Raw genomic sequence first — 23,959 nt, 5'->3', positions numbered from 1 at the left:
TTCCTATTTCTCTATAATATCTCGCCAATGGTGAATTTCTCAGGTTTTTTGCCTCGATAATCTTTAAAATATAGTTTGGTCTGTCTCATCTCGCGCTCAAAATCGCCTGTCGGAATGAAACTTCTGGTACATTCTATGAGTTTCCGCCCATAGTCCACGCCATATAACAGCACGGGGACACGCGCTTTGATAGCGATAAAATAAAATCCTTTTTTCCAATCAGGGTTAAGCGAGCGAGTTCCCTCCGGGGTTACGCACAACTTGAATTCTTCTTGCTTGGAAGCTATTTCCGCCAAGCTGTCGGTCATACTTGTGTGTTTAGCTCTGTGTACAGGAATACCCCCCACGCGCCTGAATATAGGTCCTAACGGCCAAAAGAACCATTCTTTTTTCATCAAAAAATTAATTCTCATGCCCGAGGCGTACATGTAAAGCAAACCTATCAAGAAGTCCCAGTTGCTGGTATGTGGGGCCAAGCAGATTATAAACTTTTTTGGATGCTCAACCGTTACGTGCGTTTTCCATCCTAACAGGTCGTACAGCAGCCAATTACATAATTTCCCAATCATCCCAAGTTGCCAATTTGGTCAATGATTTCGGAAACTCTTTCGTTAAAGTCCGCAACGAGTTTCCGATAGTATTCTTTGGGTTTCATGCCCGGCTCTGGGTGTGATATGCGTTTCACAAAATCGTCATGCGCGATTAATACCGTGGAAAGCAATGCCTCTGCGTTGTCCTTGTTGTCAATGGTGCCATACAGAGAAGCTGCCACAACCTCCGCAAACAGTTCGCTGCAAATGTAGTTGATGGTTTGTTTGAGATTTCTTTTATTTGCCATATGTTCTAAAAATAAGTTTTATTGCGATATTTTGCTCAAAGGTATGAAAAAAACAATAGATAAAAAAATATTATTAAAAAAATAATTCTAAAATGTTTTATATGATTTTTATCTCTTTCATTAAAAAAAGATGTACTTTTGCATCAAGTATTTTTTTTACATCTAAAAAGTTATAAAAATGAAAGCAAGCCTTTTACAAAAAGCTCGCGCCAAGTACCAACCCAAACTCCCCAACGGTCTTGTGGGAGTGGTAAAAGTAAGAGAGGGTGAGCCAACGCAGAGCGTAGGAGATCTGGATGAGGTAAAGAGATTGTTCCCAAACACTTACGGCATGCCCGTGATAGAGTTTGTGCCCGGCGAAAAACGCACTGCCATGAAGATGAACGTGGGTGTCATCCTTTCGGGCGGCCAAGCTCCTGGCGGTCACAATGTGATATGCGGCATCTATGACGCGGTGAAACGTCAAGACCCAGAGAACAAGGTTTATGGCTTCCTGATGGGCCCCGGCGGATTGGTAGACCATAATTATATAGAGCTTACCGATGAATACGTGGAGAACTATCGCAACACGGGTGGCTTTGACATGATAGGTTCCGGCCGTACCAAACTGGAGAAAGAGGAGCAGTTTGAAAAAGGTCTTGAGGTGCTTAAAAAACTTGATATCAGGGCCTTGGTAATCATTGGCGGCGACGATTCCAACACCAACGCGTGCGTGCTCGCTGAATATTACGCCGCTCACCACACTGGCGTGCAAGTAATAGGATGCCCCAAGACCATTGACGGCGACCTCAAGAATGATCAGATCGAGACAAGTTTCGGTTTTGACACCGCCACCAAGGTGTACTCGGAATTGATTGGCAATATTGAGCGCGACGCCAATTCGGCTCGTAAATATTGGCATTTCATCAAGTTGATGGGGCGTTCCGCCTCTCATATCGCTTTGGAGTGCGCGCTGCAAACACAGCCTAATATCTGTCTCATTTCTGAGGAAATAGAGAAGAATGACATGACGCTCAACCAAATCGTGGAGGATATTGCCTCCGTGGTGGCAATGCGCGCCGAGGATGGCAACCACTTTGGCGTTGTGTTGGTGCCCGAGGGTCTCATAGAGTTTATCCCTGCCATAGGGCGTCTCATAGACGAGTTGAACGACTTGTTGGCCGCTCATGGCTCTGAATATAAAGATTTGAATGAGCGTGAACAGCGCGAATATATCCTTGCGCATCTCTCAAAGGATAACGCGGCGACGTTCGAGACATTGCCCCACAATGTGGCGCAACAACTCTCGTTGGATCGAGATCCACACGGAAATGTACAAGTTTCTCTCATCGAAACCGAGAAATTGCTGTCAGACATGGTTGGCGACAAGCTTGAGAAATGGGCGAAAGAGGGCAAGTTTAGCGGCAAGTTCGCCGCGTTGCACCATTTCTTTGGCTATGAGGGAAGATGTGCCGCGCCATCCAATTTTGACGCCGACTACTGCTATGCGCTCGGTGTAAGCGCCGCAAATCTTATCGCAAACGGCAAGACGGGCTATATGGCCACTGTTCAAAATCTCTCCGCTCCTGCCGCCGAATGGAAGGCAGGCGGTGTGCCCATCACCATGATGCTCAACATGGAGCGTCGCAATGGCGAAATGAAACCAGTCATTCGCAAGGCTTTGGTAGACCTCGAGGGCGCGCCTTTCAAAAAGTTTGTGGAGCATCGCGACGAGTGCAAGCGCGGCACCTGCTTTGTATATCCCGGGCCGGTACAGTATTGGGGCCCAACGGAAGTGTGCGATCGCGAAACACGTACGCTCGCTTTGGAAAACGCTGCCAAGAAGTAATTCCTGACAAGCATTCATTGTTGCAAAGGTCATTCCTCGCCCGTTTTTTATAGGCGGGAATGTCCTTTTTAATTTAGTAGCACAGATGTCCAATAAAAAAAATGTCAACAAAAAAAGAGTGTCGGCGCCAAGTCGGCGCCGTGCTTCCTATCATCGACATATGGGCATCATGACATTCTGGCGACATATATCTTTTCTCAAGATCAAATCGCCCGGCGGTTGTATTTTTGGCGCGGTCGGCGTGTTGGCGATTTACGTGCTCATATTTTATTATTTCTTTGTTGGCCCAACGGGGTTCAGGTGGCGAGCGCTTTACGGAGACCCCAAATACCCACAAGGCTATGATATTCACGGCATAGACATTTCGCATTATCAAGGCAATATCAACTGGGAGAAACTCAAGTCGAACGCCTTGATAGATGGCAATCCCGTACGTTTTATATTTATCAAAAGCACGGAGGGAGCCACGCGCATGGACCCTAATTTTGACGTCAACTTCGACCAAGCCCGTGAAAATGGCTTTTTAAGGGGAGTGTATCACTTCTGGAGTAACCAGTCGTCGGCGCGCGAACAGGCCTATTTTTTCTTAAACCACGTGCATCTACAAGATGGAGACTTGCCCCCCGTACTCGACATTGAGCACAAACCAAGCGACGTTAGCGTAGAGGATTTTCAGTTGGATGTGTTGACATGGTTGCATATCGTGGAAGACAAATACAGGGTCAAACCCATCATTTACACTTACTATAAATTTAAGGAAGCGTATCTCAGTGCGCCTGTTTTTGACGACTATCCATATTGGATAGCCCATTATTACGTAGACAAAATAGAATACAAGGGCAAGTGGAGATTTTGGCAACACACCGATACCGGTCAACTGCCAGGCATAAAAAACAATGTGGACCTCAACGTATATAATGGCTCTTACTATGACCTGATACACCTCACCATCGGCAAACAATCCCAAGTGCCCTCGCGCGTGCCCGTCGTGGATTGACATGCAGGCCTGCGTAAGCGCGCAAATAGTGAGAAAATAGATGGCGCGATCAATGTCTGTCAAAAGAAACGCCTCTGTAAACCATTCAAACAGGATGCATGAATTACATTGACACAGAGAATATTTAGCATGTTACTTCATGTAATACATTAATTTAGACAAACCTTTATAAAGTACAAACGTAATGAGAACAAAACATTTTTTTCTACTTGGCGCAGCCTTTGTGGCCGTCATCGCGCTCTCGAATTGCGCGCGTAAACCTAAAAAAGAGACTTCGCGCATAGCGCTAAACGCCACGGACGAACGTACCGGGAAGCAAGCGTCCAAGATGCTCCAACTTACCAAGGAGATGTTCGACATAAGGTTTGCCAACGCCGACGGCATGGATGGCAAATGGAAACCCGCGGGCAGCAAGCCGGCGATTGTCGAGTTTTGTGCCACATGGTGTGGCCCCTGCAAGCAGCTGGCACCTGTCATGGAGGCATTGGCGCGGCAATATGATGGCCAAATCGTTTTTTACAAGGTGGACATAGACCAAGAGAAGGAATTGGCTAACATGTTTGGGGTGCAAGCCATTCCATCGCTCGTTTTCTTCCCGCTCGACGGAACGCAGCAAAGCACGGTGGGCGCTATGAGCAAAACGGAGATAGAAAAGAAGATTCGCACGCTGTTGCTCAAATGATCGCAAACGGATCGTCTGGACGAGACAAGCCATTGGCATGCGACCAAAGGCATGATTGGGACCTATATGCGCCAGCCATGCCACAATATGTTTACGCATTATGGACAACGCCATTCGTCAACTTCTCATCGGATATGCAGGGCGGTTTGAAACACCATCTTTCATTATCAACGACCCATCTTGGTTCATGCACCAAGTTGATGGGCGTAACAATCAAGAAATCATGGCGTTTATAGCGTCATGTTTAAGCTATGGGTCACGCAAACAGTTCATGCCTAAAATCCAATCCTTGCTGCGCGCTTCCAAGGGCGAGCCGTTCGAGTGGGTGCGAAGCGGAGCCTTTGAGAACGACGTGCCGGACAGGCCCGAATGTTTTTATAGGTTATATTCTTGTCACGCCATGAACCAGTTCTTGCGCGCCTTGCGTGGGCTGATAATGGCCTTTGGGTCGCTTGGCGAGTTTGCCGCATGCAAAAGCCTAAGTTTGGACGGTCGCCGAGGCAATGCCATCAACGTGCTCAACGCCTTGGCCGATTGGTTTTACGACAGCGGACTGCAAGGTATTGTGCCCAAGCCCCACACCTCATTGTGCAAACGTCCGTGCATGTTCATGCGCTGGATGGCACGAGACTCGTCGCCCGTCGACCTTGGGCTATGGGCTGACTATGTTGACAAGGCGTCGCTTTTCGTCCCGCTGGACACGCATGTCGCGCGGACCGCCCGGCAGCTTGGGCTCTTGCACAGCATGAGCGCGACGTGGAAAACAGTGGAAAGCCTTACCCGCGAAATGGCCGAGGTGTTTCCCGGCGATCCGGCCCGGGGAGATTACGCCCTGTATGGGGCAGACCTTCCGGAAAATTATTGAAACAACAAGCGCGCAAATTATGTAACGAATGTGCGACAACACATTAATTTTGTTATTTATATACCCTTAATAAAATATTGCGATGAGAGAATTGAAAGCTCGCATTCTAAAAGACGGCAGAAGTTTGCCGGGTGGCATTCTCAAAGTGGACAGCTTCATAAACCACCAAATGGACCCTTACCTGATGAGACAGATAGCCGTTGAGTTCATTCGTCGTTTCGCCTCGACGAAAGTCAACAAGATTATCACCATAGAGGCCAGCGGCATCGCTCCGGCCGTCATCTTGGGCCTGTTGATGGACGTGCCTGTCGTTTTCGCCAAGAAAAAGAAACCCTCTACCATGGCCAACATGCTCGCCACAACGGTTTACTCGTTCACCAAGCGGCGCAATTACGATGTGGTGGTGTCTTGCGAGTACCTTTCGGCGAATGACCACGTGTTGTTTATAGACGACTTCTTGGCTAATGGCAACGCCGCGCGAGGCATCGTGGAGTTGTGCGAGCAAGCTGGGGCCACGCTCGAGGGCATGGGCTTTATCATCGAAAAATCGTTTCAACATGGGCGTGAAAAACTTGAAGAGATGAACATGCGGGTGGAAAGTCTTGCCGTTGTGGAGTCGTTGGACAATTGCCAAATCAGGCTCAAGGATGAGTGACGTTTATCCAACGGACAATCGTGACGGATCGCACAGGTGGGAAAACATCGTTATAATGTATCATAAATTATTTATAATTAAACATTTACAATTATATATTCAAGTGTGGATTTCGTTCTCTCGTGGTTAAATTAATTACTTGTAAATAACTTGACAAAAACGATTTCGCAAGGTGCTTATTTAATAAAAATATCATTTTACGCGCCTATACGCCCATAAAATGATATTTTTAGCAAGTATCTGTACCATTGCGCTTTATAAATTTTTGGCCAACTTTTCCGTGACGAAAACCGACTAAGCTTTTTTCGTTTGGATATTAATGGCCGCCCGATTAGGCCTCAATGGCAAGACAAATTACGCTTAAACGAGGCGCGATTACGGCTTATAGCCGTAACGATCGGTAACCAATCGGGACGCGCGCCTATTTTTTCGATTTGATTTTGGGAGGCATCATGGTCGCGAATGGGCGAAATTTCTCTGTAACGAAACATTTCCAAAGCGTTTGTTTTGGTATTTTATATTGACACGGTCCTTATCCCGTTTTCTTTTCCATTGGTTTATCCAAAATCGAAAAAGCGTTTATAAACAGATGTTTATATGTGACAATTGTATTGTTATTTATAAATTGCGCAAGTTGGGTCGTGCCGTTGGGGCGTTATCTTGACATGGGCATGGGCATGCTTTTAGGCATGTTGGTACGCTGTTGGCGTCAGCTTGGCCAAGCCTATTTGTAATTGTTCTTAGAAAACTTCTCATCCATGAGAACCGATTTGCTCTTTTCAGAACAAAAAATGTACCTGAAGTTGTAGCCTGCGTCTTTGTAAGCCTTGACCTGGGTGTCGTTCTTGAGATCTTCAAGCAGGGCTTTCTTAATCTTGCCGCGCACAAGTTTTATCGCGTCCACATTGTCCGCGTTGCCGCTAAGCCGGTAATGGTAGCAGAGCGTGAGGGTCGCGCGGTCGAAAGTGACGCTATCCAGCCGTTGCATGTCCTGGACAGGAGTGGGGCAGTAACACTCCGTAAAATCTTGCGCGTCCTTGGCGGCCCTGTCGGCCAACGTGGTGTGCTTGCACGACGTAAACGCCACTGTCATGGCGACAAAAACGATGGGGGAAAACAAGCCTAAGTTCTTTTTCATTTTTATATAACACGTGTTTAAATGCCATTGTGGCCATTGCTTGCAAGCCTGTCATGTGGCGTCTGAAAAGAAATTTGCGCGGCAGGCATGGAAATGTGGCGTTTTGTCTATTGCAAAGTTAATAAAAAATTGGAGCTTGAACGATTATATCTTTTCTTTTTCGTATCTTTGCAATGAGAAAATTAGATGGATGGAACTGATAAGAAATTTTTGCATTATAGCGCATATAGATCACGGCAAGTCTACATTGGCTGACCGGCTGTTGGAATATACCGGCACAATTGCGATAACGGACAGCCAAGTTCTCGACGACATGGACTTGGAGCGCGAGCGTGGCATTACCATAAAAAGCCACGCCATACAGATGCAACACACGTTGGATGGCAAAAAATACGTGCTCAACCTGATAGACACTCCGGGGCATGTTGATTTCAGTTATGAAGTGTCCCGAAGCATAGCAGCCTGCGAGGGAGCGCTGCTTGTGGTCGACTCGACGCAAGGGGTGCAAGCCCAAACCATCTCAAATCTGTACATGGCCATAGATCACGATTTGGAAATCATACCCGTGATCAACAAGATAGACATGCCCAACGCCATGCCCGAGGAGGTGGAAGACGAGATAGTCGAGCTTATAGGATGCGCGAGGGAGGACATTATCCGTGCCAGCGGCAAGACCGGCGAAGGCGTAGACAAGATAATCGAGGCGGTGATCAAGCGCGTGCCGGCACCCAAGGGCGACGCGGCGCAACCGCTGCAAGCCTTGATTTTCGACTCTATTTTCAACCCGTTTCGCGGCATTATCACCATTTGCAAGATAGAAAATGGCTGCATTCACCAAGGCGACAAATTAAAATTTGTGCAGACGGGCATGGAGTATACCGCCGATGAGGTGGGCGTTTTGAAGATGGATATGTGCCCTTGCCAATCGCTTTCTACCGGCGAGGTGGGTTATGTCATCTCCGGTATCAAGGAAGCTACCGAGGTAAAGGTGGGAGACACCATCACGCACAAAGAACGTCCATGCGCACATGGCATTGCCGGTTTCCAAGAAGTGAAGCCCATGGTCTTCGCGGGGGTATATCCGATAGACCCCTCGGAGTATGAGAATTTGAGAGCCTCGCTGGAGAAACTGCAGCTCAACGATGCGTCACTAACATTCATGCCAGAGTCGTCCCAAGCCTTGGGTTTTGGTTTTCGCTGTGGTTTTTTGGGGTTGTTACACATGGAGATCATCCAAGAGCGGCTTGATCGGGAGTTTAACATGGAGGTTATCACTACCGTTCCAAATGTGTCGTATATGGTGCATGACAAACAAGGCAACAAGTTAGAGGTGCACAACCCAAGTGGATTGCCAGAGCTTACCAATATAGATTATATAGAAGAGCCGTACATCAAAGCCAATATCATTACAGCGACAGAATATTATGGTCCTATCACTAAATTGTGTCTTGACAAGCGTGGCGAACTCATTAATCAGCAATATGTTTCAGGTAATAGGGTGGAGTTGCGCTTTAGCATGCCTCTTGGTGAGATTGTCATTGATTTTTACGACAAACTGAAGTCTATATCGAAAGGCTACGCGTCGTTTGACTATGTGGTGGACAGCTATCAACCATCCAAACTTGTCAAGCTCGACATATTGCTCAATGGCGACTCGGTGGACGCACTTTCCACGCTAACGCACCAAGACAACGCCGTGGCCTTCGGCCGTCGAATGTGCGAAAAACTGAAAGAGCTGATACCAAGGCAACAGTTTGACATAGCCATACAAGCCGCCATAGGCTCTAAAATCGTAGCGCGCGAAACCGTGAAACAAGTGCGCAAGGATGTCTTGGCGAAATGTTATGGTGGTGACGTGAGCAGGAAGCGCAAACTTTTGGAAAAACAGAAAAAAGGAAAAAAACGTATGAAACAGGTGGGCAACGTGCAAGTGCCCCAAAACGCGTTTCTTGCCGTGCTTAAGTTGGACTAAGAACCTCAAAATATTAACCAAAACTATGAATAAATTGCAGACCACCACGCGGGATATTGCCAGGGAATTGGCAAGAAAATACAGTACCATGACTCATGAGGAGCTTGATACATTGGAAAGTATCCTTGTGCCAAGAAAATACGCTAAAGGTGAGATTATCTTGGCCGAAGGAGAGGTTTGCAAGGAGATTGGATATATAGAAAAAGGATTGATACGTCAATTTTACTATAAGAATGACAAAGAACTGACGGAGCATATTGGTTCTGACGGCGAAATCTTTATGTGCATCGAAAGTTTGTTTAGAGAAGAAAAAACGCATTTGCAAGTGGAGGCTCTTGAGCCAACGACTGTTTACGCGTTGCCAAAGTTGCGATTGGAGCAAGTGGCATTACACAACGTGAACATACAGATATTGTATAGAAAAATATTGGAGGAAAGCTTGATCATCTCACAGATACACGCTGATCTTGTGCGATTTGAGTCTGCTCAAAACCGTTATCTCAGGCTGTGCAAGACAAATCCGCAAGTGGTTTTGAGGGCACCGCTGGTGTATGTTGCCAGCTATTTACAAATGACACCCGAAACATTGAGCAGAGTGCGCGCGTCATCATTAATGGCATGATTAAAAAAAATGTTTGTATTTTGCGCGCATAGACAATCAATTGCGTTTGCGCAGCATGTTAGACAATAAACGATTAAGTTTCGGGCATAATCGGCATTATGATAAATAGGGTATATTTTTGATTTGTTTATCGCAATATTATTTGTATAATATAAATAAAAAATTTATCTTTGTCATAGAAAAACGAATTAAAAAGAGAGTGGATTATGCCTGAAATTTCAATGCGTGCGCAAGAAATGCCCGAGTCTCCAATTAGGAAGTTGGCGCCCATGGCCACCGCGGCTGAGGGGCGTGGAATAAAAGTTTACCATCTTAACATAGGGCAGCCGGATATGCCAACGCCCCAGACAGGATTGGACGCGTTAAAGCATATAGACCGAAAGGTGCTGGAATATTCGCCCTCTCAAGGACAACTTTCATACCGAAAGAAACTTGTCAACTATTACTCGAAGTACAACATAGACGTCTCGCCAGACGATATTATAATAACAACTGGTGGCTCGGAGGCTGTGCTGTTTGCGTTTATGAGCTGCCTAAACCCTGGCGACGAAATAATCATTCCGGAGCCGGCTTATGCCAACTACATGGCTTTTGCCATATCAGTGGGCGCCAAAATACGCACGATAGCTACGACGATAGAAGAAGGCTTCTCCTTGCCAAAAGTTGAAAAGTTTGAGGAGCTTATCAATGACCGCACGCGGGCTATCATGATATGCAATCCGAACAATCCGACAGGCTATCTTTACACTCGCAGGGAAATGAACCAAATACGCGATTTGGTCAAGAAATATGACCTTTTCCTTTTCTCGGACGAGGTGTATCGAGAATATATATATACGGGTAGCCCTTATATCAGCGCCATGCATCTTAGCGATATTGATGACAATGTGCTGCTCATTGACTCGGTCTCCAAGCGATACTCAGAATGTGGCATCCGTGTTGGAGCCTTGATAACGCGAAACTCAGAGGTCAAAAAAGCTGTTATGAAATTCTGCCAAGCGCGCCTCTCCCCTCCGCTTTTGGGGCAAATAGTGGCAGAAGCCTCGCTGGACGAACCCGAGGAATATTATCGTGATGTTTATGATAGTTATGTGGAGCGTCGAAAATGCTTGATAGACGGTTTAAATCGCATACCGGGCGTGTACTCCCCTATCCCCATGGGCGCTTTTTATACGGTAGCCCAGCTACCTGTAGACAATGCTGAAGATTTTTGCAGGTGGTGTTTGGAAGAGTTTGACTATGAGGGAGAAACGGTGATGATGGCCCCGGCCGCCGGCTTCTACACAACGCCGGGAGCCGGCAAGAACCAAGTGCGCATTGCCTATGTGCTCAAACTCGAGGACATGTCGAGAGCCTTGGTAGTTTTGAGAAAAGCTCTTGAGGCGTATAACAAAAAAAATGACTAGGCATGAATTTTCCCCTGTTCATAGCTCGTCGAATATACGGAAACCATCATAATGAAAGAAAAGTGTCTCGTCCGGCCATTGTCATTGCCGTGGCGGGAATAGCTGTTGGGCTGATGGTGATGATCGTGTCGGTATCCGTGGTGTTGGGTTTCAAACATTCCATACAAAACAAGGTTGTTGGCTTCGGGTCGCACATACAGGTAACCAACTTTATGTCGCAAATGTCTGCCAATGATTATCCCATCGTGATTGACGACTCGATGATGAATGTAATTAAAAAGATACCGGGAGTGAGGCATGTTGAGCGTTTTGCCTATAAACAGGGCATACTGAAGACGGACAATGATTTTTTGGGGGTAACGTTCAAGGGAGTTGGGCAGGAGTTTGACTCCACGTTCATTCACCGCAGCATGGTGGAAGGATTCATTCCCACGTTTTCGGATAGCGTTTCGAGCAATAGGATATTGATTTCAAAAATCATGGCGGACAAACTCAATCTTAAATGCGGTGAGAAAATATTCGCCTATTTTATAGATCAATCGGGTGTCCGTATGCGAAGGCTAACCATTCAAGGCATATACCAAACCAACTTAAACCAATATGACGAGTCGATTTGTTTCGCGGACTTATATACCGTGGTCAAACTTAACGGTTGGAACGAAGGCCAAACTTCGGGGGCGGAGGTAAGTTTGACGGATTTTAGCAAACTTGATCAAACAGAAAAGAATTTCATCAAAACGGTTAATCGCACCACGGACAAGTATGGGGAAACCTATGCCTCGCAAACAATCAGAGAGGTAAATCCACAGATTTTCAATTGGCTTGACTTGTTGGATGTCAATGTCGTGATTATCATCGCGCTGATGATAGCCGTGTCAGCCGTCACGATGATTTCCGGCTTGCTCATCATTATCCTTGAATGTACCAACATGATAGGCGTGTTGAAAGCCTTGGGCAGCACCAACACGAGCGTTCGGCACATATTCTTGTGGTTCTCGACGTTTGTCATTGGCCGTGGCTTGGTGATAGGAAACGTTGTCGCTTTGGCGCTTATATTTCTACAAAACCAATTCAAGATATTCAAACTTGACCCCTCTGTCTATTATATCAGCGCAGTGCCGGTGGAAGTGAGCTTGCCGTTATTCTTAGCCTTGAATGTTTTGACGTTCGCGCTGTGTGTACTGATGTTGGTAGCTCCAAGTTACCTAATCTCAAAAATCTCGCCCACGAAGAGTATTCGATACGATTAAATCGTGCGTTGAAACACAAAATTTCAAACTGTAAACTATTGTGTGTCAATATGATGACAAGCCGTCACCCTGCTGTCATCTTATATGACACACGTGTTAGAAAGTCATTCTAATCATTAGCCGCAAGCCGTTGCGCGTGCTTGTAGGCAAGTCGTTGTAATTGCAACGATGCACATATTCCACGTGCAACAATCTGAAAATGTTATGCAAGCCCGCGACAATTTCCACATATGGCCGTTTGGGATTCATGACGTTGCAACCTTCCGGGAATTGCATTAAAATATTATTACCCGCATTTTGCTCAAGAAGTGGATTGTTCTTGTCTGTTAATCGGCCCCATAAACACTTCACGCCCAAGTACTCTCTCCATTTGAGTTTCTTGATTAGAGGGATGCGATTGAGTATTTTTCCATTCAAATCCCACGCAATATCCACACTTGCAAATCGGTCGTTGAGAAACTCCATGTTGTTTATCAAATTGAAAGTTTTGTCTTGAACAATATAACTAAGGTTGGTGGCTGGCATGATTAGCAATGGAAATGGCACCCTGTTCCACTGCGCTCCAACCTTTACGAACGCGTCTATCTTGCCCCAACTCTTCATCCAAATGCGTTTGTAGATAGATGCGTCGGTATAGTTATAAGCATATTCGCCACCCATAAAGCCTTTCAATCCCATAGCGTGACCAAGTGTAAACACGGGAGCGTCGAGATTGATGGGCCTACGTCTTTGCTTGGTATTAATATATGTTCGGCCGGGTGCGTACAGTAAGTTAATATTCAGTTCGGCAGTTCTAATCTTTCCATTGTGTAGCAGACTACCTACCTTGACATCAGTAGGAATCTCATAGTTGATGCCACTGTTCAACCTGTTGAAAAACAATCGGCCAGCGGCCTCGTTCTCCTCAGCTTTCAATCCCAACGCGGTTTTCAGGCCACCCTCGAACTCATATTCAAAATCTAAGCTCTGACGATTATAGAACATCATCTTATCCACTTTCGTCCACTTAAACGCTGTGAAGACATTGTCTTTGTCAGTGTGAATAAATTTGTCTGAAGGCGAGATGATATCATACGTTGATGTGAACGTCAGCGTGCGTTTGGGAAACTCGCGTGGAAGATAGTCTTTCTTGTTAAATGAATAGGTAATTTGTCCTTTATAATAATTCTTTTTTGAGCCCCACCCATGCGCACAGTAGCCCGACAGGAACCAATGCTTGTTTAAATTGGCGGTGGTCTGTGCGCTAACGCGAGTTCGTAGGCCATCAATAAAATTGGATGTTATCATTGTATTGATTGGGCCTACATCCACTTTGCTGGGGTGCGAGGGGTCGCCTGTCTCCACAAAGTTTTCAATTAAAGCCTTGGCGACAAAAACAACGTATTTAAAACCTTTGAGCTGCTTTATGCGGTGGACGAACGCATCCATCGAACTTTCACCCTTGGTAAGCTCCACGCTTCGGTATTTGTTCCAAAAAGCCTCGTCCCTCATTTGCGCATTAGACACCCACCTCTCCTTGGCTTTACCTTTAAACAGTTGCTTGGGCAACTCGTCAAAAGCGTAGTCGGAGAGCCTTGTGGTCCGAATGACAATGGCTTTGGCAAGAAAATTGCTAATTTTCATCTCCACGACCAGGTCGTCTACGCTAAGCGCCCACTCTCCATTCGGCAGTTCGCGATATTCCTGCCTCACTTGGAGGTTCTCCACGAAGTTGACATCGCTTCGTCGCGGCAAGGTTAGGTTGCATCGTTTGACATGCAGCGTGTTATCCGCAAGAATATAAAGCTCGCCCCTAAACCCAAAGTCTTGTTGGTTGTTAGGGATGAATTGCAGGTGGTAGCACAGGTCGTGGTCCACGTAAACAGTATCTTGTATGTAGAATCTGTAAAACGCTATGGCATCCTTTCCAATGGGCGAGGTGAAAAAATGTTGGAGCAATCGCACTTGGTCGTTATAGATGTCGATGTCCGTGAAAACGTCTTTCATGGCCGCGTTTAGCACGTCTCCAGTCTGGATGAATTGGTTTACCCCCGTGGAATTTTGTCCTTGTATGATATTTTTTTCACTCTTGGGCTTTTTGCGATATAGGCATTGCGTCACCGTTTCGTCCACGCTTAGTGGTAAAATCAACTTGTCATTGTAGGGGCATGTCTCCACTTGGTCCAACAGCCAGCGGTGCTTGCCGATTAGCCCCGAGTCTATATCGGCTTGCGTTATGTCGTTAATGGCACAAGTAATCTTTTGATATTTTGTGTATTGCAGATAGTCGTGGTTTAGCAAGTCAGTTCGTTTTTTTGCGGCGATTACGCGTCTCATGAGTTCCACGGCGGGATTGTTCTTGCGGCTGTAACGCCCTCGTTTTGATCTCACCACCACTTCATTCAGTTGCTTGGTGTCTGGTTTTAGTTTTACGTCCAACTTGTTGGCTGTCCCATCCGTAATCTTGATGGTTTTCGATTTGTAGCCCACGGCCGAAAAAGTGAGTTGCCATCCCGCGTGTTTTTCAATGGAGTATTGTCCCAGGGCGTTTCCACTCACTGCCACGTGCTGGCCTTTGTAAGACACGCTGGGATAGAGCAGCGTGTCTCCTGTTGTCGCGTCGGTAACGACACCATGTATCTGTGCCGAGGCGCTTGCCGCGAGCATCACTAACAATAACGCAAGATATATCTTGGCAGTTTTCATCAATTACGATTTAAATATCTATCATTTTTTTCCAACAACTGGGCTAAGTCTGTTATGACAATGTCTGGCAAGCTCTCGTCATAAGTCTTTTTATTCCATCCTTCTCCCTTGAACCATGCCGCATGACATCCTATTTTAATGGCGGGCTCCACGTCTTTGTAGAAGCTGTCGCCCACCACCATGATCTCCTCTGGTTTCAAGCCCAGACGTTCCGCGCCCAAGGAGAATATCCGCGCGTCCGGTTTCCTGATGCCTACAGTTGTAGACTCGACGACATCTTGGAAATATCGGTCCAGTCCAAATTCTCGAAGCACCACGTTGATATTGCCATAAAAATTGCTCACCAAAACCATCGGGTACATTGAGGCGAGCTCCTTCAGCACTTTCCCGCTATATGCGGTTGTCGTTTTTACTTGTTCGTACAAATCCCGCAGCACTGCGTCGCGCTTGTTGTTAAAATCCTCTTCAAAAGCGTTCCACGCGCCAGAGGTGCACAACCACTCCATCTCAAGCCTTATTTTTATGGCAAGTGTCTTATGGAATGTATAGTCTGGACGAATCAATGGCTCTCTGCCAAGCATTCGTTCTCCATGTATGTACGCGTCGCGAAACTGTTGCTCGCCCACCGGCACGTTTTGTCTTTGGTACGCGTGCCATAGCATTTGGCCCCAGTGGCAGCCAGCTGTATCGAGCGTGCCGCCATAGTCGAATATATATCCTTTAATCATTGTTCTGAAGATTAGCGAGTTGTGCAGTCATGTCCGCGCACAGTGCCTCGTGGCATTTGTGCATATAGATGTATAGTAGATTGAGCAATGTAATTTCAAACAAGAAGTAAACCCACGGAATGTTAAGCAGGCATGCCATATAAAGCACGATTGCTCGCGTGTTGAAAGACAGGATATTGGCATATGGCATCATTGGTTTGCTTCGTTGAAGAAATTTTTCACGGATTGCGCCTAATTTTTCCTTGGCGCAACTTGAGCTCATCTTGTTCCACATCGCAAAGAATTTTTGAAACTTCGGCGTGCGCTTTTCTTGCTTTCTACAGTATGCCGCGTAGTTTTTATAAAACAGCCTGGCCAATACCTGTGTACGTGGGGTTTCCTTGTATTTGATTTCTTCTTGTGCCGAATTGTTCAATTCTGACCCATGCTTGCCTTTCAAAAAAAAGAGGTGTATCTGTCTATAGTAATCGGCTAACATAGCTTGTCGTGAGTGACTAAGAAAGCCAGCGAGTGCCGCCAAAATCCAAATCCAATACCCCCAAGTTATTTCCGTGCCGGGAATTAATTGGTTTTGCATGCGCAAACAGAGGGCCACATAGACAGCTACAAACCACAATTCGCTTGAGAAACCATCAAGAATGCGCCCCGTGAGGGTTTTCTTTCCCGTGAGCCGAGCCATCTGTCCATCGGTGGAATCACAAAAATTGGCCAGCATCAAAAGGATCACGCCCATAATATTGTATACCAAATCTGTATGGTAGAACATCCACCCGGCGCCCATTCCCAAAAAGATGGACAGGATGGTTATGGCGTTGGGGTGTATGCCAAACTTGTTCCACAACAGCGCGAAAACCAATCCTATCGGGCGCGTGAAACGCACGTCCAACCACTCTTCCGTGTCGTTTGATTTAAAAGAAGCTTGTAATAATTCTTTAAATGTAGACATTTTGCTTGCTTTGTTAATATTAATTTTTACATGGCTGGAGACGTTTTCTGTCCACGGCTATCCGCCGGAACAATGTCCCAACCCATTTTTGACGCCACCTCCATGGCTATGGCCTTGGCCGCCGCAACCCTGCAGCGTGAAAAACTGGGCCAGTCGTTGAAGTCGATGATGCTGTAATCGCCGTTTTTTTCAATGATCACGTCGCCCCCATATACATCCACGCCTGTTAGCTTGGCCAGTTTTACGACACAACTCCTGAGTCTTTCCACGTTAAAATCGTAATGATGAGCCTTGCCGTTCACTTGTTCCACGCCAAACTTCGAGATGCCGTCATCACTGGGATAGAAGTATTGGAAGAACCGCTCTCCCACTCCATAGAACTTCACTAAGTCGCCTATTATATGCGCGCTGACCACCCAATCGTCTATGCCACGCGCTCGAAACTCGTCTTTTGTTTTTTCGAGCGCGGTCTTGTCAGGACAGTACACCACGTCTCTTTCCGTTTGCGCAGCCGTGTCGCCTCGCTTCAGCCAATAACCGTGCCCACCTTCGCGGTTAGGCATCGGAATGTTGTTTTGAAGCATCAGCCCATTCAACTTGGATCGTTGGCAGCTCATCACGCCTTGCGGACTGTTCACAATCTTGCAACCATTATGCCGCATGGCTGCCAAAACGGACAAAGCCTTGTCCGAGCGAGCCATTGAGACGCAACAATCCGCCGTCTCTACCGGGTGCGTCAAAGCATCCTCGTCGACCATTCTTATATCCGATTTGAGATGTCCTATTTTTTTTATTTCACCACAAACCAACCGCAATATCAATCGATCTTTCCCAACGGAATTAGGTGAGAAGCAAGCCTTTCGGCGTATGGCTAAAATATTTGGCCGCTTGCTATCCATCATTCTCTCATGTTTTTTTGAGCATGCTCTGTCAAAAAGCGATCCGCTTTGGCAATGTCCGCGGCATGGTCTATGTCTAAGATTTTAGAAAAATTAAAAGCCGTCATACACTTGCCCTCGTTTACAAGCGCGCGTTGAAAGTTACGCATACGGCTCTCTCCACGCTGCATGCAGTGTTTCAGGGTTTCTATAGCCGTGGGCTTTAGGCCATAGATGCCACCCGAAACGTAAGTACTGTCCATACTGTTATCATCATAAAAGCCCGTGATTTGCATACTGTTATCTGTCTTGACATATAGTGGTTTTTCGTCGTCTATATAGTCGGTAACGCCCATCACGGCATCGCAATCGGCTCTTAGCGCGCGCTCAAAAGCCTTGAGATATTCGGCAAACTCATCTTCCAAGAATATGGTATCCACCGTGGTAAGTACAAATGGCTCGTCCGCTAACAGGTGGCTCAACTCGTAAAAAGAGTGCATGGAGCTTGGCGTGCTTTTCACGATATACTTTAATGGCACTCGCTTTCCATTCATGCCATTCGCCTTGATATCATCCAGGTGTGTTGCCACCAAAGGCGCATGGTCATTGCATATCACGTCTATCTCATGGGCGTCGTGCTTCAAGAAAATGCTTATGAGCCGGTCGAGGAGACAAGCTCCGCCCACTTTGACCAAGGGTTTGGGCGCGCCAACTCCTTCCAATGCCAACCGAGAGCCTTCTCCAGCGGCGATAATTCCAAACTTCATGCGATCTGTTTGTATGATTGATATACAAAATTACTCATATTACGTGATAACGGGATACTTTTTATTAAATTTTTGTTTTTTTCTCAAAATCCCACTATTTTTGCGTCATTTAGAGATGACGGCATGAAATATAAGTTTTAAATGGCTCGATAATTGCCATACATGGCGCATGGAGTGGGATGAGAAGCGTGTTTGTGTCCATTTGGACAAGGCACTGTCAGATACGATCAACCTAAGCAAAACATTGGATGGGGGATTTGCCAAACGCTCAAATCCGTCTAAAATGCCACGGCATGTGTTTCACAATCTTGCCTTGGGTGGAGAAAATGGAGGCGATACTGACGAAACCGCTTTGTCCATACGATACGTGACAGGCCATATACGCCGTTATAAAAAACAAAAACCACGCGTGCATGCGAGCGCTATCAAATCATTGAGCCCATAGGCAGATGGCCATGGGCATGGCATTGTTTGTGGGCGGCGACGAAAAGGCATGCCGCGCCCATCGTCGGAAGGCAGCCCGAAAGGTCGCGGCATCATCCTGAACGGCACGTTAGCCACATGCGCTCTCAAATCGAGATGTCAGAAAATAGTCACAAAAAAGCGTGTGTCAAAACCGCACAATCTACGAGGCGGAAAACCATCTTGCGTCATGTTTTTGGCCTTCGAAATCCACTTGCTGGTGTTATGTTAATGTCATTGGCGCCCATTCGTCCAGCGTTTAAACTCTAAACGCAAGACGTTTAGGTATCGTTGACGCCGCGAACTCGACTTTTTCAAGGGGCCATTAAGCCTTAAAGGCCATCGAAAAACAAACTTTTTGAAGCTCAAAATAAAAGGAATGACTATAAGGTCCTGAAATTTAATCCATTGCGTCAGGCGTCCACATTTCGCGCATTTGCGAGCGCAGGCATCTTCGGTTGTAAATACGCAAACTACAAGCGACCACTTGTCATGTTTTTTCAGTGCTTAATCCGCTGTGCAACGAATAAACCCTACGTTGACGAGTGTATGCCAGCGATTATCCACTTGTGCGTATCGGGATGGACCGATTGAAAGGAAATCTCAACTTGTTACGTTCCGAAGTCCTGCCCAGCGTCGTTTCTTTCAATGGCACTTTTTTGGGGGTGCAACGAGTTATGCACCTTTTCGCATTGTCATCCATGACCGATTCTCATCTGTTCACAATGTAGATTTCCAAGCTACGCGCTTGTTGTTTTGACAAACAGGAAATAAGTTGATGTGACAAAATGTAACCAAATGTTTACAAAGCCAAAATAATCGCTCAATTCTCTCTGTTGAAAGTGGATACGCATGGAATTCAGGTATTTGACCATTTACGTTTTTTTTACGAAAAAAAACACGTGGATAATTTGTTTATTCCAAATTAAACCATTATGTTTGCAACCAGTTAACCGAATAGGGTAAGATTTACTAACCATTTAATTACTATAAAAAATATGAAGAAGTACAACTTTAACGCTGGTCCTTCGATGCTTCCACGCGAAGTGATTGAGAACACCGCAAAACAAATTTTGGATTTTAACGGTAACGGACTTTCACTTATGGAAATCAGCCACCGCGCCAAGTATTTCCAGCCTGTGGTAGACGAGGCGGTTGCTTTGATCAAGGAACTGCTCGACATTCCTGAGGGATACTCGGTAATCTTCCTTGGTGGTGGCGCCTCGCTGCAGTTCACGCAGATACCCGCCAACTTCCTTATCAAGAAAGCGGGATATGTCAATACCGGCACGTGGGCTAAAAAAGCGCTGAAAGAAGCCAAGCTGTATGGCGAGGTTGTAGAGGTCGCTTCTTCTGCCGACAAGAACTTTACATACGTTCCCCACAACTACGAGATCCCTTCAGACCTTGACTATCTGCATATCACGACCAACAATACCATCTATGGCACAGAGCTGCGCAAGGACATTGACGCGCCGGTTCCATTGATAGCCGACATGTCTTCCGACATCATGAGCAGGCCCGTGGACGTTTCCAAGTATATCGCCATCTATGGCGGCGCACAGAAAAACATGGCCATGGCAGGTGTCACTTTTGTTATTTTAAAGGACGACATGCTTGGCAAAACTCCTCGCGAATTGCCTACAATGCTCAACTACACCACACACGTGGACAAAGGTTCCATGTTCAACACGCCTCCCGTTGTGCCCATCTACTCTCTTATGGAAACTATGCGCTGGGTCAAAGCCCAGGGCGGCGTCAAGGAAATGGATCGCCGCGCCAAGGAGCGCGCCAAGATTGTGTATGACGAAATCGATCGCAACAAGCTCTTCAGAGGCACCGTTGCCGAGGAAGATCGCTCACTGATGAACATCTGCTTCGTGATGAACGATGAGTATAAAGAGCTGGAAGCCCCATTCTTCGAGTTCGCCACAGAGCGTGGCATGGTAGGCATTAAGGGCCACCGATCAGTGGGTGGGTTCCGCGCCAGCTGCTATAACGCGCAGACCATCGAGGGCGTTAACGCTTTGGTGAAAGCCATGAAAGATTTCGAGGCTCAACATTAAAGAGGCAATCCCTCCGCCATGGAGGGATTGTTATATCATCAAATCATAAATCCAAGAAAATTAATAAAACTATGAAAATACTTGTCGCCACTGAAAAACCCTTTGCCGCGGCCGCTGTGGAGGGTATCAAAAAAGAGGCTAAGGCTGCCGGGCACGAAGTAGCGCTACTTGAGAAATACACAGACGTAAAACAATTGTTAGACGCCGTGGCAGACGTAGACGCCATGATCGTTCGCTCTGACAAAATCACTCCACAGGTTTTGGATGCCGCCAAGAACCTCAAGATCGTTGTGCGCGCTGGCGCAGGATACGACTCTATCGATACGGCTTACGCCAAAGAGAGGAATGTTGTGGTGGAAAACACTCCGGGACAGAACGCCAACGCGGTGGCCGAATTGGTTTTTGGCATGTTGGTATTTGCTGTTCGCAACTTCTATAATGGCAAGGCAGGCGTTGAGCTAAAGGGTAAAAAACTTGGCATCCTGGCTTTTGGAAACGTTGGACGCAACGTGGCTCGTATCGCCAAGGGCTTTGGAATGGATGTTTGCGCTTATGATGAGTTCTGCCCCAAAGACGCTATCGAGAGCGCTGGCGTGCATGTCGTTGACAGCCGTGACGATTTGTTCAAGAGCTGCGACGTTGTCAGCCTCCACATTCCGGCTACACCGGAGACCATACAGAGCATCAATTACAAAGTGGTCAACCTCATGAAGAAAGGCGGCATATTGGTTAACACCGCTCGCAAGGAAGTGATCAACGAGCCTGAATTGCTCAAATTAATGGCGGATCGCGATGACCTCAAGTTTATCACGGATATCAAACCGGACGCCGACGAGGAGTTCAAGAAGTTTGAAGGACGCTATTTCTCCACTCCGAAGAAAATGGGCGCGCAGACCGCGGAGGCCAATATCAACGCCGGTATCGCCGCCGCAAAGCAGATCATCGCTTTCTTTGAAAGTGGTGACACCAAGTTTCAAGTGAACAAATAACATGTTACCCACTCGATCGCGACCTCCCCATGGAATGGCCGAACGAGTGGGTAAATATTTTTATAGCATACCCATTAGGAGTAAAAGGTGCTTTTAAAGCATTGCTTTCATCCATTTTAGCATGATAAAACAATATATCCAATAAATCTTACTATGGCTACAATAAAACCTTTTAAAGGAGTTCGACCACCAAAAGAATTTGTCGAAGAGGTAGAATCTCGCCCTTATGACGTGCTTGACTCTGAAGAAGCGCGTGAGGAAGCTGGCAACAACGAGAAATCACTTTACCATATAATTAAACCAGAAATCAACTTTGAGAAGGGCACTTCCGAATATGACCCCCGTGTGTATCAAAGCGCGGCCGACCAATTTAAAAAATTCCAAGAAAAGGGCTGGCTTGTGCAAGACGACGACGAGCATTATTACATCTACGCCCAGACCATGGGCGACAAAACGCAATATGGATTGGTAGTTGGAGCGTTTGTGCAAGATTATATGACAGGGGTCATTAAAAAACACGAATTGACACGCCGTGACAAGGAGGAGGATCGCATGAAACATGTGCGTGTTTGCGACGCTAACATCGAACCTGTATTTTTCGCCTACCCTGACAATTCGATTTTGAACGACTTGCTTAATCGTTATGCCAAGACCAAACCGGAGTATGATTTTATTGCTCCGATAGATGGTTTCCGCCATCAATTTTGGGTCATTTCTGACAAGAATGACATCAAGACCATCACGGAAGAGTTTGCCAAAATGCCAAGTTTGTACATCGCTGACGGTCACCATAGATCCGCCGCGGCCGCTCTTGTGGGCGCCGAGAAAGCGCGCCAAAATCCAAATCACAACGGCAATGAGGAATACAACTACTTCATGGCTGTGTGTTTCCAAGCCAGCCAACTCACCATCCTCGATTACAATCGCGTGGTGAAGGACCTCAACGGCATGACAGCAGAGGAGTTCCTAAAAGCTTTGGAGCAGGATTTCACCGTTGAGAAGAAAGGCGAGAAAGAATACAAACCACAAGCTTTGCACGAGTTCTCTCTTTATTTGGACAAGTGTTGGTACAGCCTGAAAGCCAAACCGGGAACCTACAATGACAGTGATCCCATCGGCGTTCTTGACGTGGACATCTCCAGCAGGCTTATCCTTGACAAGCTGATGGGTATCAAAGACCTCCGCTCTGACAAGCGAATAGACTTCGTTGGAGGACTCAGAGGACTCAAAGAACTTAAGAGAAGAGTTGACAATGGCGAAATGCGCTGGGCGCTTGCATTGTATCCTGTATCTATGAAACAAATCATGGATATTGCCGACTCTGGCAAAATAATGCCTCCAAAGGCCACTTGGTTTGAGCCCAAACTGCGCTCCGGTCTCATCATTCACAAGTTGGAGGATTGATCATCTTCGCCAAAGCTACGGCCATAAATATATTGTTCGATTAGTGTAACTTTCTTGTTTGTAAACCAATAAATTATTAATGACCGATAGCTATACGACGATTGACAAAACAGGCGAGGGCTTCTACGCTGAAAAACGTAGCAAGTTCCTCGCTTTTGCGTACCATGTAGAGACGGCGGAGAATGCTAAAAAATTAATACAAGAGTGCCGCAAAAAGTATTATGACGCACGCCATTGTTGCTGGGCGTACGTTCTTGGTCCCGCTCGCGACACATTTAGGGTAAACGATGACGGCGAACCCTCTTCTACCGCGGGCAGGCCTATACTTGGACAAATTAACTCAAACAACCTGACAGACATTTTAATTTGTGTTGTTAGATATTATGGTGGCGTGAATTTAGGAACCAGTGGACTTATTGTAGCCTATCGAACGGCCGCGGCAAATGCCATTGAGCGATGTGAGATAGTGGAGCGTTTGGTGGAGGATAAAATAACTTTCGATTTCTCTTACCCTATGATTAATGGGGTTATGAGGGTTGTTAAAGAAATGGACGCGCGCGTCATCTCACAAAAATTTGAGGCAACATGCCAAATCGTTTTGGCAATAAGGAAAAGTCTCGCGGAACAATTGCGCGCGAAACTAAACCATCTTAATTTTGAGTAAAAATCGTAAGCGCGTTATTTTACCCTCTTCGTTCGAGTTGCTTAAAAAACTCCATTAAAAGGCTTTTGCATATCAATGAGACATGTTCGGCCATTGTAAACCATATGACACGTTGTT

21 protein-coding genes are annotated in these 23,959 nt (G+C 46.4%); 13 read left to right on the top strand and 8 right to left on the bottom strand.

The window, feature by feature from the left end:
* Positions 1-11: 11 nt before the first annotated feature.
* Together HMPREF1640_RS07660 and HMPREF1640_RS07655 are read right to left on the bottom strand one after the other, a co-directional pair.
* Positions 12-569 (bottom strand): 1-acyl-sn-glycerol-3-phosphate acyltransferase, encoded by a 558-nt coding sequence (locus HMPREF1640_RS07660; RefSeq protein WP_036893688.1) that lies wholly within the window; start codon positions 567-569, stop codon positions 12-14.
* Positions 566-838, bottom strand: coding sequence for a hypothetical protein (locus HMPREF1640_RS07655; RefSeq protein WP_036893686.1), 273 nt, complete (start codon positions 836-838; stop codon positions 566-568). The genes HMPREF1640_RS07660 and HMPREF1640_RS07655 overlap by 4 nt, the downstream gene beginning before the upstream one ends.
* Before the next feature lie 178 nt (positions 839-1,016).
* Between HMPREF1640_RS07655 and HMPREF1640_RS07650 the strand changes: the two genes are divergently transcribed.
* The 5 genes from HMPREF1640_RS07650 (at position 1,017) to xpt (ending at position 5,865) form a co-directional block, all read left to right on the top strand.
* The gene (locus HMPREF1640_RS07650; RefSeq protein ID WP_036893684.1) at positions 1,017-2,666 is read left to right on the top strand and encodes a diphosphate--fructose-6-phosphate 1-phosphotransferase; all 1,650 of its coding nucleotides are present in this window, start codon (positions 1,017-1,019) and stop codon (positions 2,664-2,666) included.
* Between the two features lie 169 nt (positions 2,667-2,835).
* Positions 2,836-3,663 (top strand): glycoside hydrolase family 25 protein, encoded by an 828-nt coding sequence (locus tag HMPREF1640_RS07645; protein ID WP_231565864.1) that lies wholly within the window; start codon positions 2,836-2,838, stop codon positions 3,661-3,663.
* 184 nt (positions 3,664-3,847) lie between these two features.
* Positions 3,848-4,345, top strand: coding sequence for a co-chaperone YbbN (locus tag HMPREF1640_RS07640; protein ID WP_036893683.1), 498 nt, complete (start codon positions 3,848-3,850; stop codon positions 4,343-4,345).
* 100 nt (positions 4,346-4,445) lie between these two features.
* Positions 4,446-5,210 (top strand): DUF2400 domain-containing protein, encoded by a 765-nt coding sequence (locus HMPREF1640_RS07635; RefSeq protein ID WP_036893681.1) that lies wholly within the window; start codon positions 4,446-4,448, stop codon positions 5,208-5,210.
* An 82-nt stretch (positions 5,211-5,292) separates the two neighbouring features.
* Positions 5,293-5,865 carry a xanthine phosphoribosyltransferase gene (gene xpt, locus HMPREF1640_RS07630; RefSeq protein WP_036893680.1) on the top strand — a complete coding sequence of 191 codons (573 nt, stop codon included), beginning with the start codon at positions 5,293-5,295 and terminating at the stop codon, positions 5,863-5,865.
* A 724-nt stretch (positions 5,866-6,589) separates the two neighbouring features.
* Here the strand turns inward: xpt and HMPREF1640_RS07625 are convergent.
* On the bottom strand, positions 6,590-7,003 hold the full coding sequence (locus HMPREF1640_RS07625; protein ID WP_052051762.1) for a hypothetical protein: 414 nt from the start codon (positions 7,001-7,003) through the stop codon (positions 6,590-6,592).
* Between the two features lie 190 nt (positions 7,004-7,193).
* On the opposite strand from HMPREF1640_RS07625, the gene lepA reads away from it, so the two are divergent.
* From lepA to HMPREF1640_RS07605, 4 genes are all read left to right on the top strand, one after another.
* Complete coding sequence (lepA, locus tag HMPREF1640_RS07620; protein WP_036893679.1) at positions 7,194-8,975, top strand: translation elongation factor 4; 1,782 nt, start codon at positions 7,194-7,196, stop codon at positions 8,973-8,975.
* 25 nt (positions 8,976-9,000) lie between these two features.
* Positions 9,001-9,597, top strand: a complete 597-nt coding sequence (locus tag HMPREF1640_RS07615; RefSeq protein WP_036893678.1) for a Crp/Fnr family transcriptional regulator — start codon at positions 9,001-9,003, stop codon at positions 9,595-9,597.
* A 206-nt stretch (positions 9,598-9,803) separates the two neighbouring features.
* Positions 9,804-11,003 carry a pyridoxal phosphate-dependent aminotransferase gene (locus HMPREF1640_RS07610; RefSeq protein ID WP_036893676.1) on the top strand — a complete coding sequence of 400 codons (1,200 nt, stop codon included), beginning with the start codon at positions 9,804-9,806 and terminating at the stop codon, positions 11,001-11,003.
* Between the two features lie 2 nt (positions 11,004-11,005).
* A complete protein-coding gene (locus tag HMPREF1640_RS07605; RefSeq protein WP_036893674.1) occupies positions 11,006-12,253 on the top strand; it encodes an ABC transporter permease in 1,248 nt (415 codons plus the stop codon).
* A gap of 96 nt (positions 12,254-12,349) precedes the next feature.
* Here the strand turns inward: HMPREF1640_RS07605 and HMPREF1640_RS07600 are convergent, their stop codons facing one another.
* Genes HMPREF1640_RS07600 through HMPREF1640_RS07580 form a run of 5 tightly spaced genes read right to left on the bottom strand, consistent with a single transcriptional unit; the run spans position 12,350 to position 18,257 of the window.
* Positions 12,350-14,938, bottom strand: a complete 2,589-nt coding sequence (locus HMPREF1640_RS07600; protein ID WP_036893672.1) for a DUF5686 and carboxypeptidase-like regulatory domain-containing protein — start codon at positions 14,936-14,938, stop codon at positions 12,350-12,352.
* Entirely contained in the window at positions 14,938-15,666 is a 729-nt protein-coding gene (locus HMPREF1640_RS07595) for an HAD family hydrolase (protein WP_036893670.1), read from the bottom strand. Before HMPREF1640_RS07595 ends, HMPREF1640_RS07600 begins: the two co-directional genes overlap by 1 nt.
* Positions 15,659-16,612, bottom strand: a complete 954-nt coding sequence (locus HMPREF1640_RS07590) for a CDP-alcohol phosphatidyltransferase family protein (protein WP_036893669.1) — start codon at positions 16,610-16,612, stop codon at positions 15,659-15,661. Before HMPREF1640_RS07590 ends, HMPREF1640_RS07595 begins: the two co-directional genes overlap by 8 nt.
* Before the next feature lie 26 nt (positions 16,613-16,638).
* Positions 16,639-17,514 carry a hypothetical protein gene (locus HMPREF1640_RS07585; RefSeq protein ID WP_369699826.1) on the bottom strand — a complete coding sequence of 292 codons (876 nt, stop codon included), beginning with the start codon at positions 17,512-17,514 and terminating at the stop codon, positions 16,639-16,641.
* A complete protein-coding gene (locus HMPREF1640_RS07580; RefSeq protein ID WP_036893667.1) occupies positions 17,511-18,257 on the bottom strand; it encodes a sugar phosphate nucleotidyltransferase in 747 nt (248 codons plus the stop codon). The genes HMPREF1640_RS07585 and HMPREF1640_RS07580 overlap by 4 nt, the downstream gene beginning before the upstream one ends.
* A 1,460-nt stretch (positions 18,258-19,717) precedes the next feature.
* On the opposite strand from HMPREF1640_RS07580, the gene serC reads away from it, so the two are divergent.
* From serC to HMPREF1640_RS07555, 4 genes are all read left to right on the top strand, one after another.
* Positions 19,718-20,785: a 3-phosphoserine/phosphohydroxythreonine transaminase gene (gene serC, locus HMPREF1640_RS07570; RefSeq protein ID WP_036893665.1), complete on the top strand. Its 1,068-nt coding sequence runs from the start codon at positions 19,718-19,720 to the stop codon at positions 20,783-20,785.
* A 71-nt stretch (positions 20,786-20,856) separates the two neighbouring features.
* Complete coding sequence (locus tag HMPREF1640_RS07565; RefSeq protein ID WP_036893664.1) at positions 20,857-21,774, top strand: NAD(P)-dependent oxidoreductase; 918 nt, start codon at positions 20,857-20,859, stop codon at positions 21,772-21,774.
* Positions 21,775-21,927: 153 nt separating this feature from the next.
* Positions 21,928-23,178 carry a DUF1015 domain-containing protein gene (locus HMPREF1640_RS07560; protein WP_036893663.1) on the top strand — a complete coding sequence of 417 codons (1,251 nt, stop codon included), beginning with the start codon at positions 21,928-21,930 and terminating at the stop codon, positions 23,176-23,178.
* 79 nt (positions 23,179-23,257) lie between these two features.
* On the top strand, positions 23,258-23,842 hold the full coding sequence (locus tag HMPREF1640_RS07555; RefSeq protein ID WP_036893662.1) for a YigZ family protein: 585 nt from the start codon (positions 23,258-23,260) through the stop codon (positions 23,840-23,842).
* Positions 23,843-23,959: the final 117 nt, after the last annotated feature.

Origin of the sequence: Prevotella sp. S7-1-8, from assembly GCF_000758925.1 — a bacterium.
Taxonomy (GTDB): domain Bacteria; phylum Bacteroidota; class Bacteroidia; order Bacteroidales; family Bacteroidaceae; genus Prevotella.
This window is presented reverse-complemented; position numbering and strand designations above follow the sequence as displayed.

What these genes read in the sequence shown, in the direction of transcription:
- HMPREF1640_RS07660 (WP_036893688.1), bottom strand. Translation starts at nt 569, where the DNA reads ATGATTGGGAAATTATGTAATTGGCTGCTGTACGACCTGTTAGGATGG.
- HMPREF1640_RS07655 (WP_036893686.1), bottom strand. Translation starts at nt 838, where the DNA reads ATGGCAAATAAAAGAAATCTCAAACAAACCATCAACTACATTTGCAGC.
- HMPREF1640_RS07650 (WP_036893684.1), top strand. Translation starts at nt 1,017, where the DNA reads ATGAAAGCAAGCCTTTTACAAAAAGCTCGCGCCAAGTACCAACCCAAA.
- HMPREF1640_RS07645 (WP_231565864.1), top strand. Translation starts at nt 2,836, where the DNA reads ATGACATTCTGGCGACATATATCTTTTCTCAAGATCAAATCGCCCGGC.
- HMPREF1640_RS07640 (WP_036893683.1), top strand. Translation starts at nt 3,848, where the DNA reads ATGAGAACAAAACATTTTTTTCTACTTGGCGCAGCCTTTGTGGCCGTC.
- HMPREF1640_RS07635 (WP_036893681.1), top strand. Translation starts at nt 4,446, where the DNA reads ATGGACAACGCCATTCGTCAACTTCTCATCGGATATGCAGGGCGGTTT.
- xpt (WP_036893680.1), top strand. Translation starts at nt 5,293, where the DNA reads ATGAGAGAATTGAAAGCTCGCATTCTAAAAGACGGCAGAAGTTTGCCG.
- HMPREF1640_RS07625 (WP_052051762.1), bottom strand. Translation starts at nt 7,003, where the DNA reads ATGAAAAAGAACTTAGGCTTGTTTTCCCCCATCGTTTTTGTCGCCATG.
- lepA (WP_036893679.1), top strand. Translation starts at nt 7,194, where the DNA reads ATGGAACTGATAAGAAATTTTTGCATTATAGCGCATATAGATCACGGC.
- HMPREF1640_RS07615 (WP_036893678.1), top strand. Translation starts at nt 9,001, where the DNA reads ATGAATAAATTGCAGACCACCACGCGGGATATTGCCAGGGAATTGGCA.
- HMPREF1640_RS07610 (WP_036893676.1), top strand. Translation starts at nt 9,804, where the DNA reads ATGCCTGAAATTTCAATGCGTGCGCAAGAAATGCCCGAGTCTCCAATT.
- HMPREF1640_RS07605 (WP_036893674.1), top strand. Translation starts at nt 11,006, where the DNA reads ATGAATTTTCCCCTGTTCATAGCTCGTCGAATATACGGAAACCATCAT.
- HMPREF1640_RS07600 (WP_036893672.1), bottom strand. Translation starts at nt 14,938, where the DNA reads ATGAAAACTGCCAAGATATATCTTGCGTTATTGTTAGTGATGCTCGCG.
- HMPREF1640_RS07595 (WP_036893670.1), bottom strand. Translation starts at nt 15,666, where the DNA reads ATGATTAAAGGATATATATTCGACTATGGCGGCACGCTCGATACAGCT.
- HMPREF1640_RS07590 (WP_036893669.1), bottom strand. Translation starts at nt 16,612, where the DNA reads ATGTCTACATTTAAAGAATTATTACAAGCTTCTTTTAAATCAAACGAC.
- HMPREF1640_RS07585 (WP_369699826.1), bottom strand. Translation starts at nt 17,514, where the DNA reads ATGATGGATAGCAAGCGGCCAAATATTTTAGCCATACGCCGAAAGGCT.
- HMPREF1640_RS07580 (WP_036893667.1), bottom strand. Translation starts at nt 18,257, where the DNA reads ATGAAGTTTGGAATTATCGCCGCTGGAGAAGGCTCTCGGTTGGCATTG.
- serC (WP_036893665.1), top strand. Translation starts at nt 19,718, where the DNA reads ATGAAGAAGTACAACTTTAACGCTGGTCCTTCGATGCTTCCACGCGAA.
- HMPREF1640_RS07565 (WP_036893664.1), top strand. Translation starts at nt 20,857, where the DNA reads ATGAAAATACTTGTCGCCACTGAAAAACCCTTTGCCGCGGCCGCTGTG.
- HMPREF1640_RS07560 (WP_036893663.1), top strand. Translation starts at nt 21,928, where the DNA reads ATGGCTACAATAAAACCTTTTAAAGGAGTTCGACCACCAAAAGAATTT.
- HMPREF1640_RS07555 (WP_036893662.1), top strand. Translation starts at nt 23,258, where the DNA reads ATGACCGATAGCTATACGACGATTGACAAAACAGGCGAGGGCTTCTAC.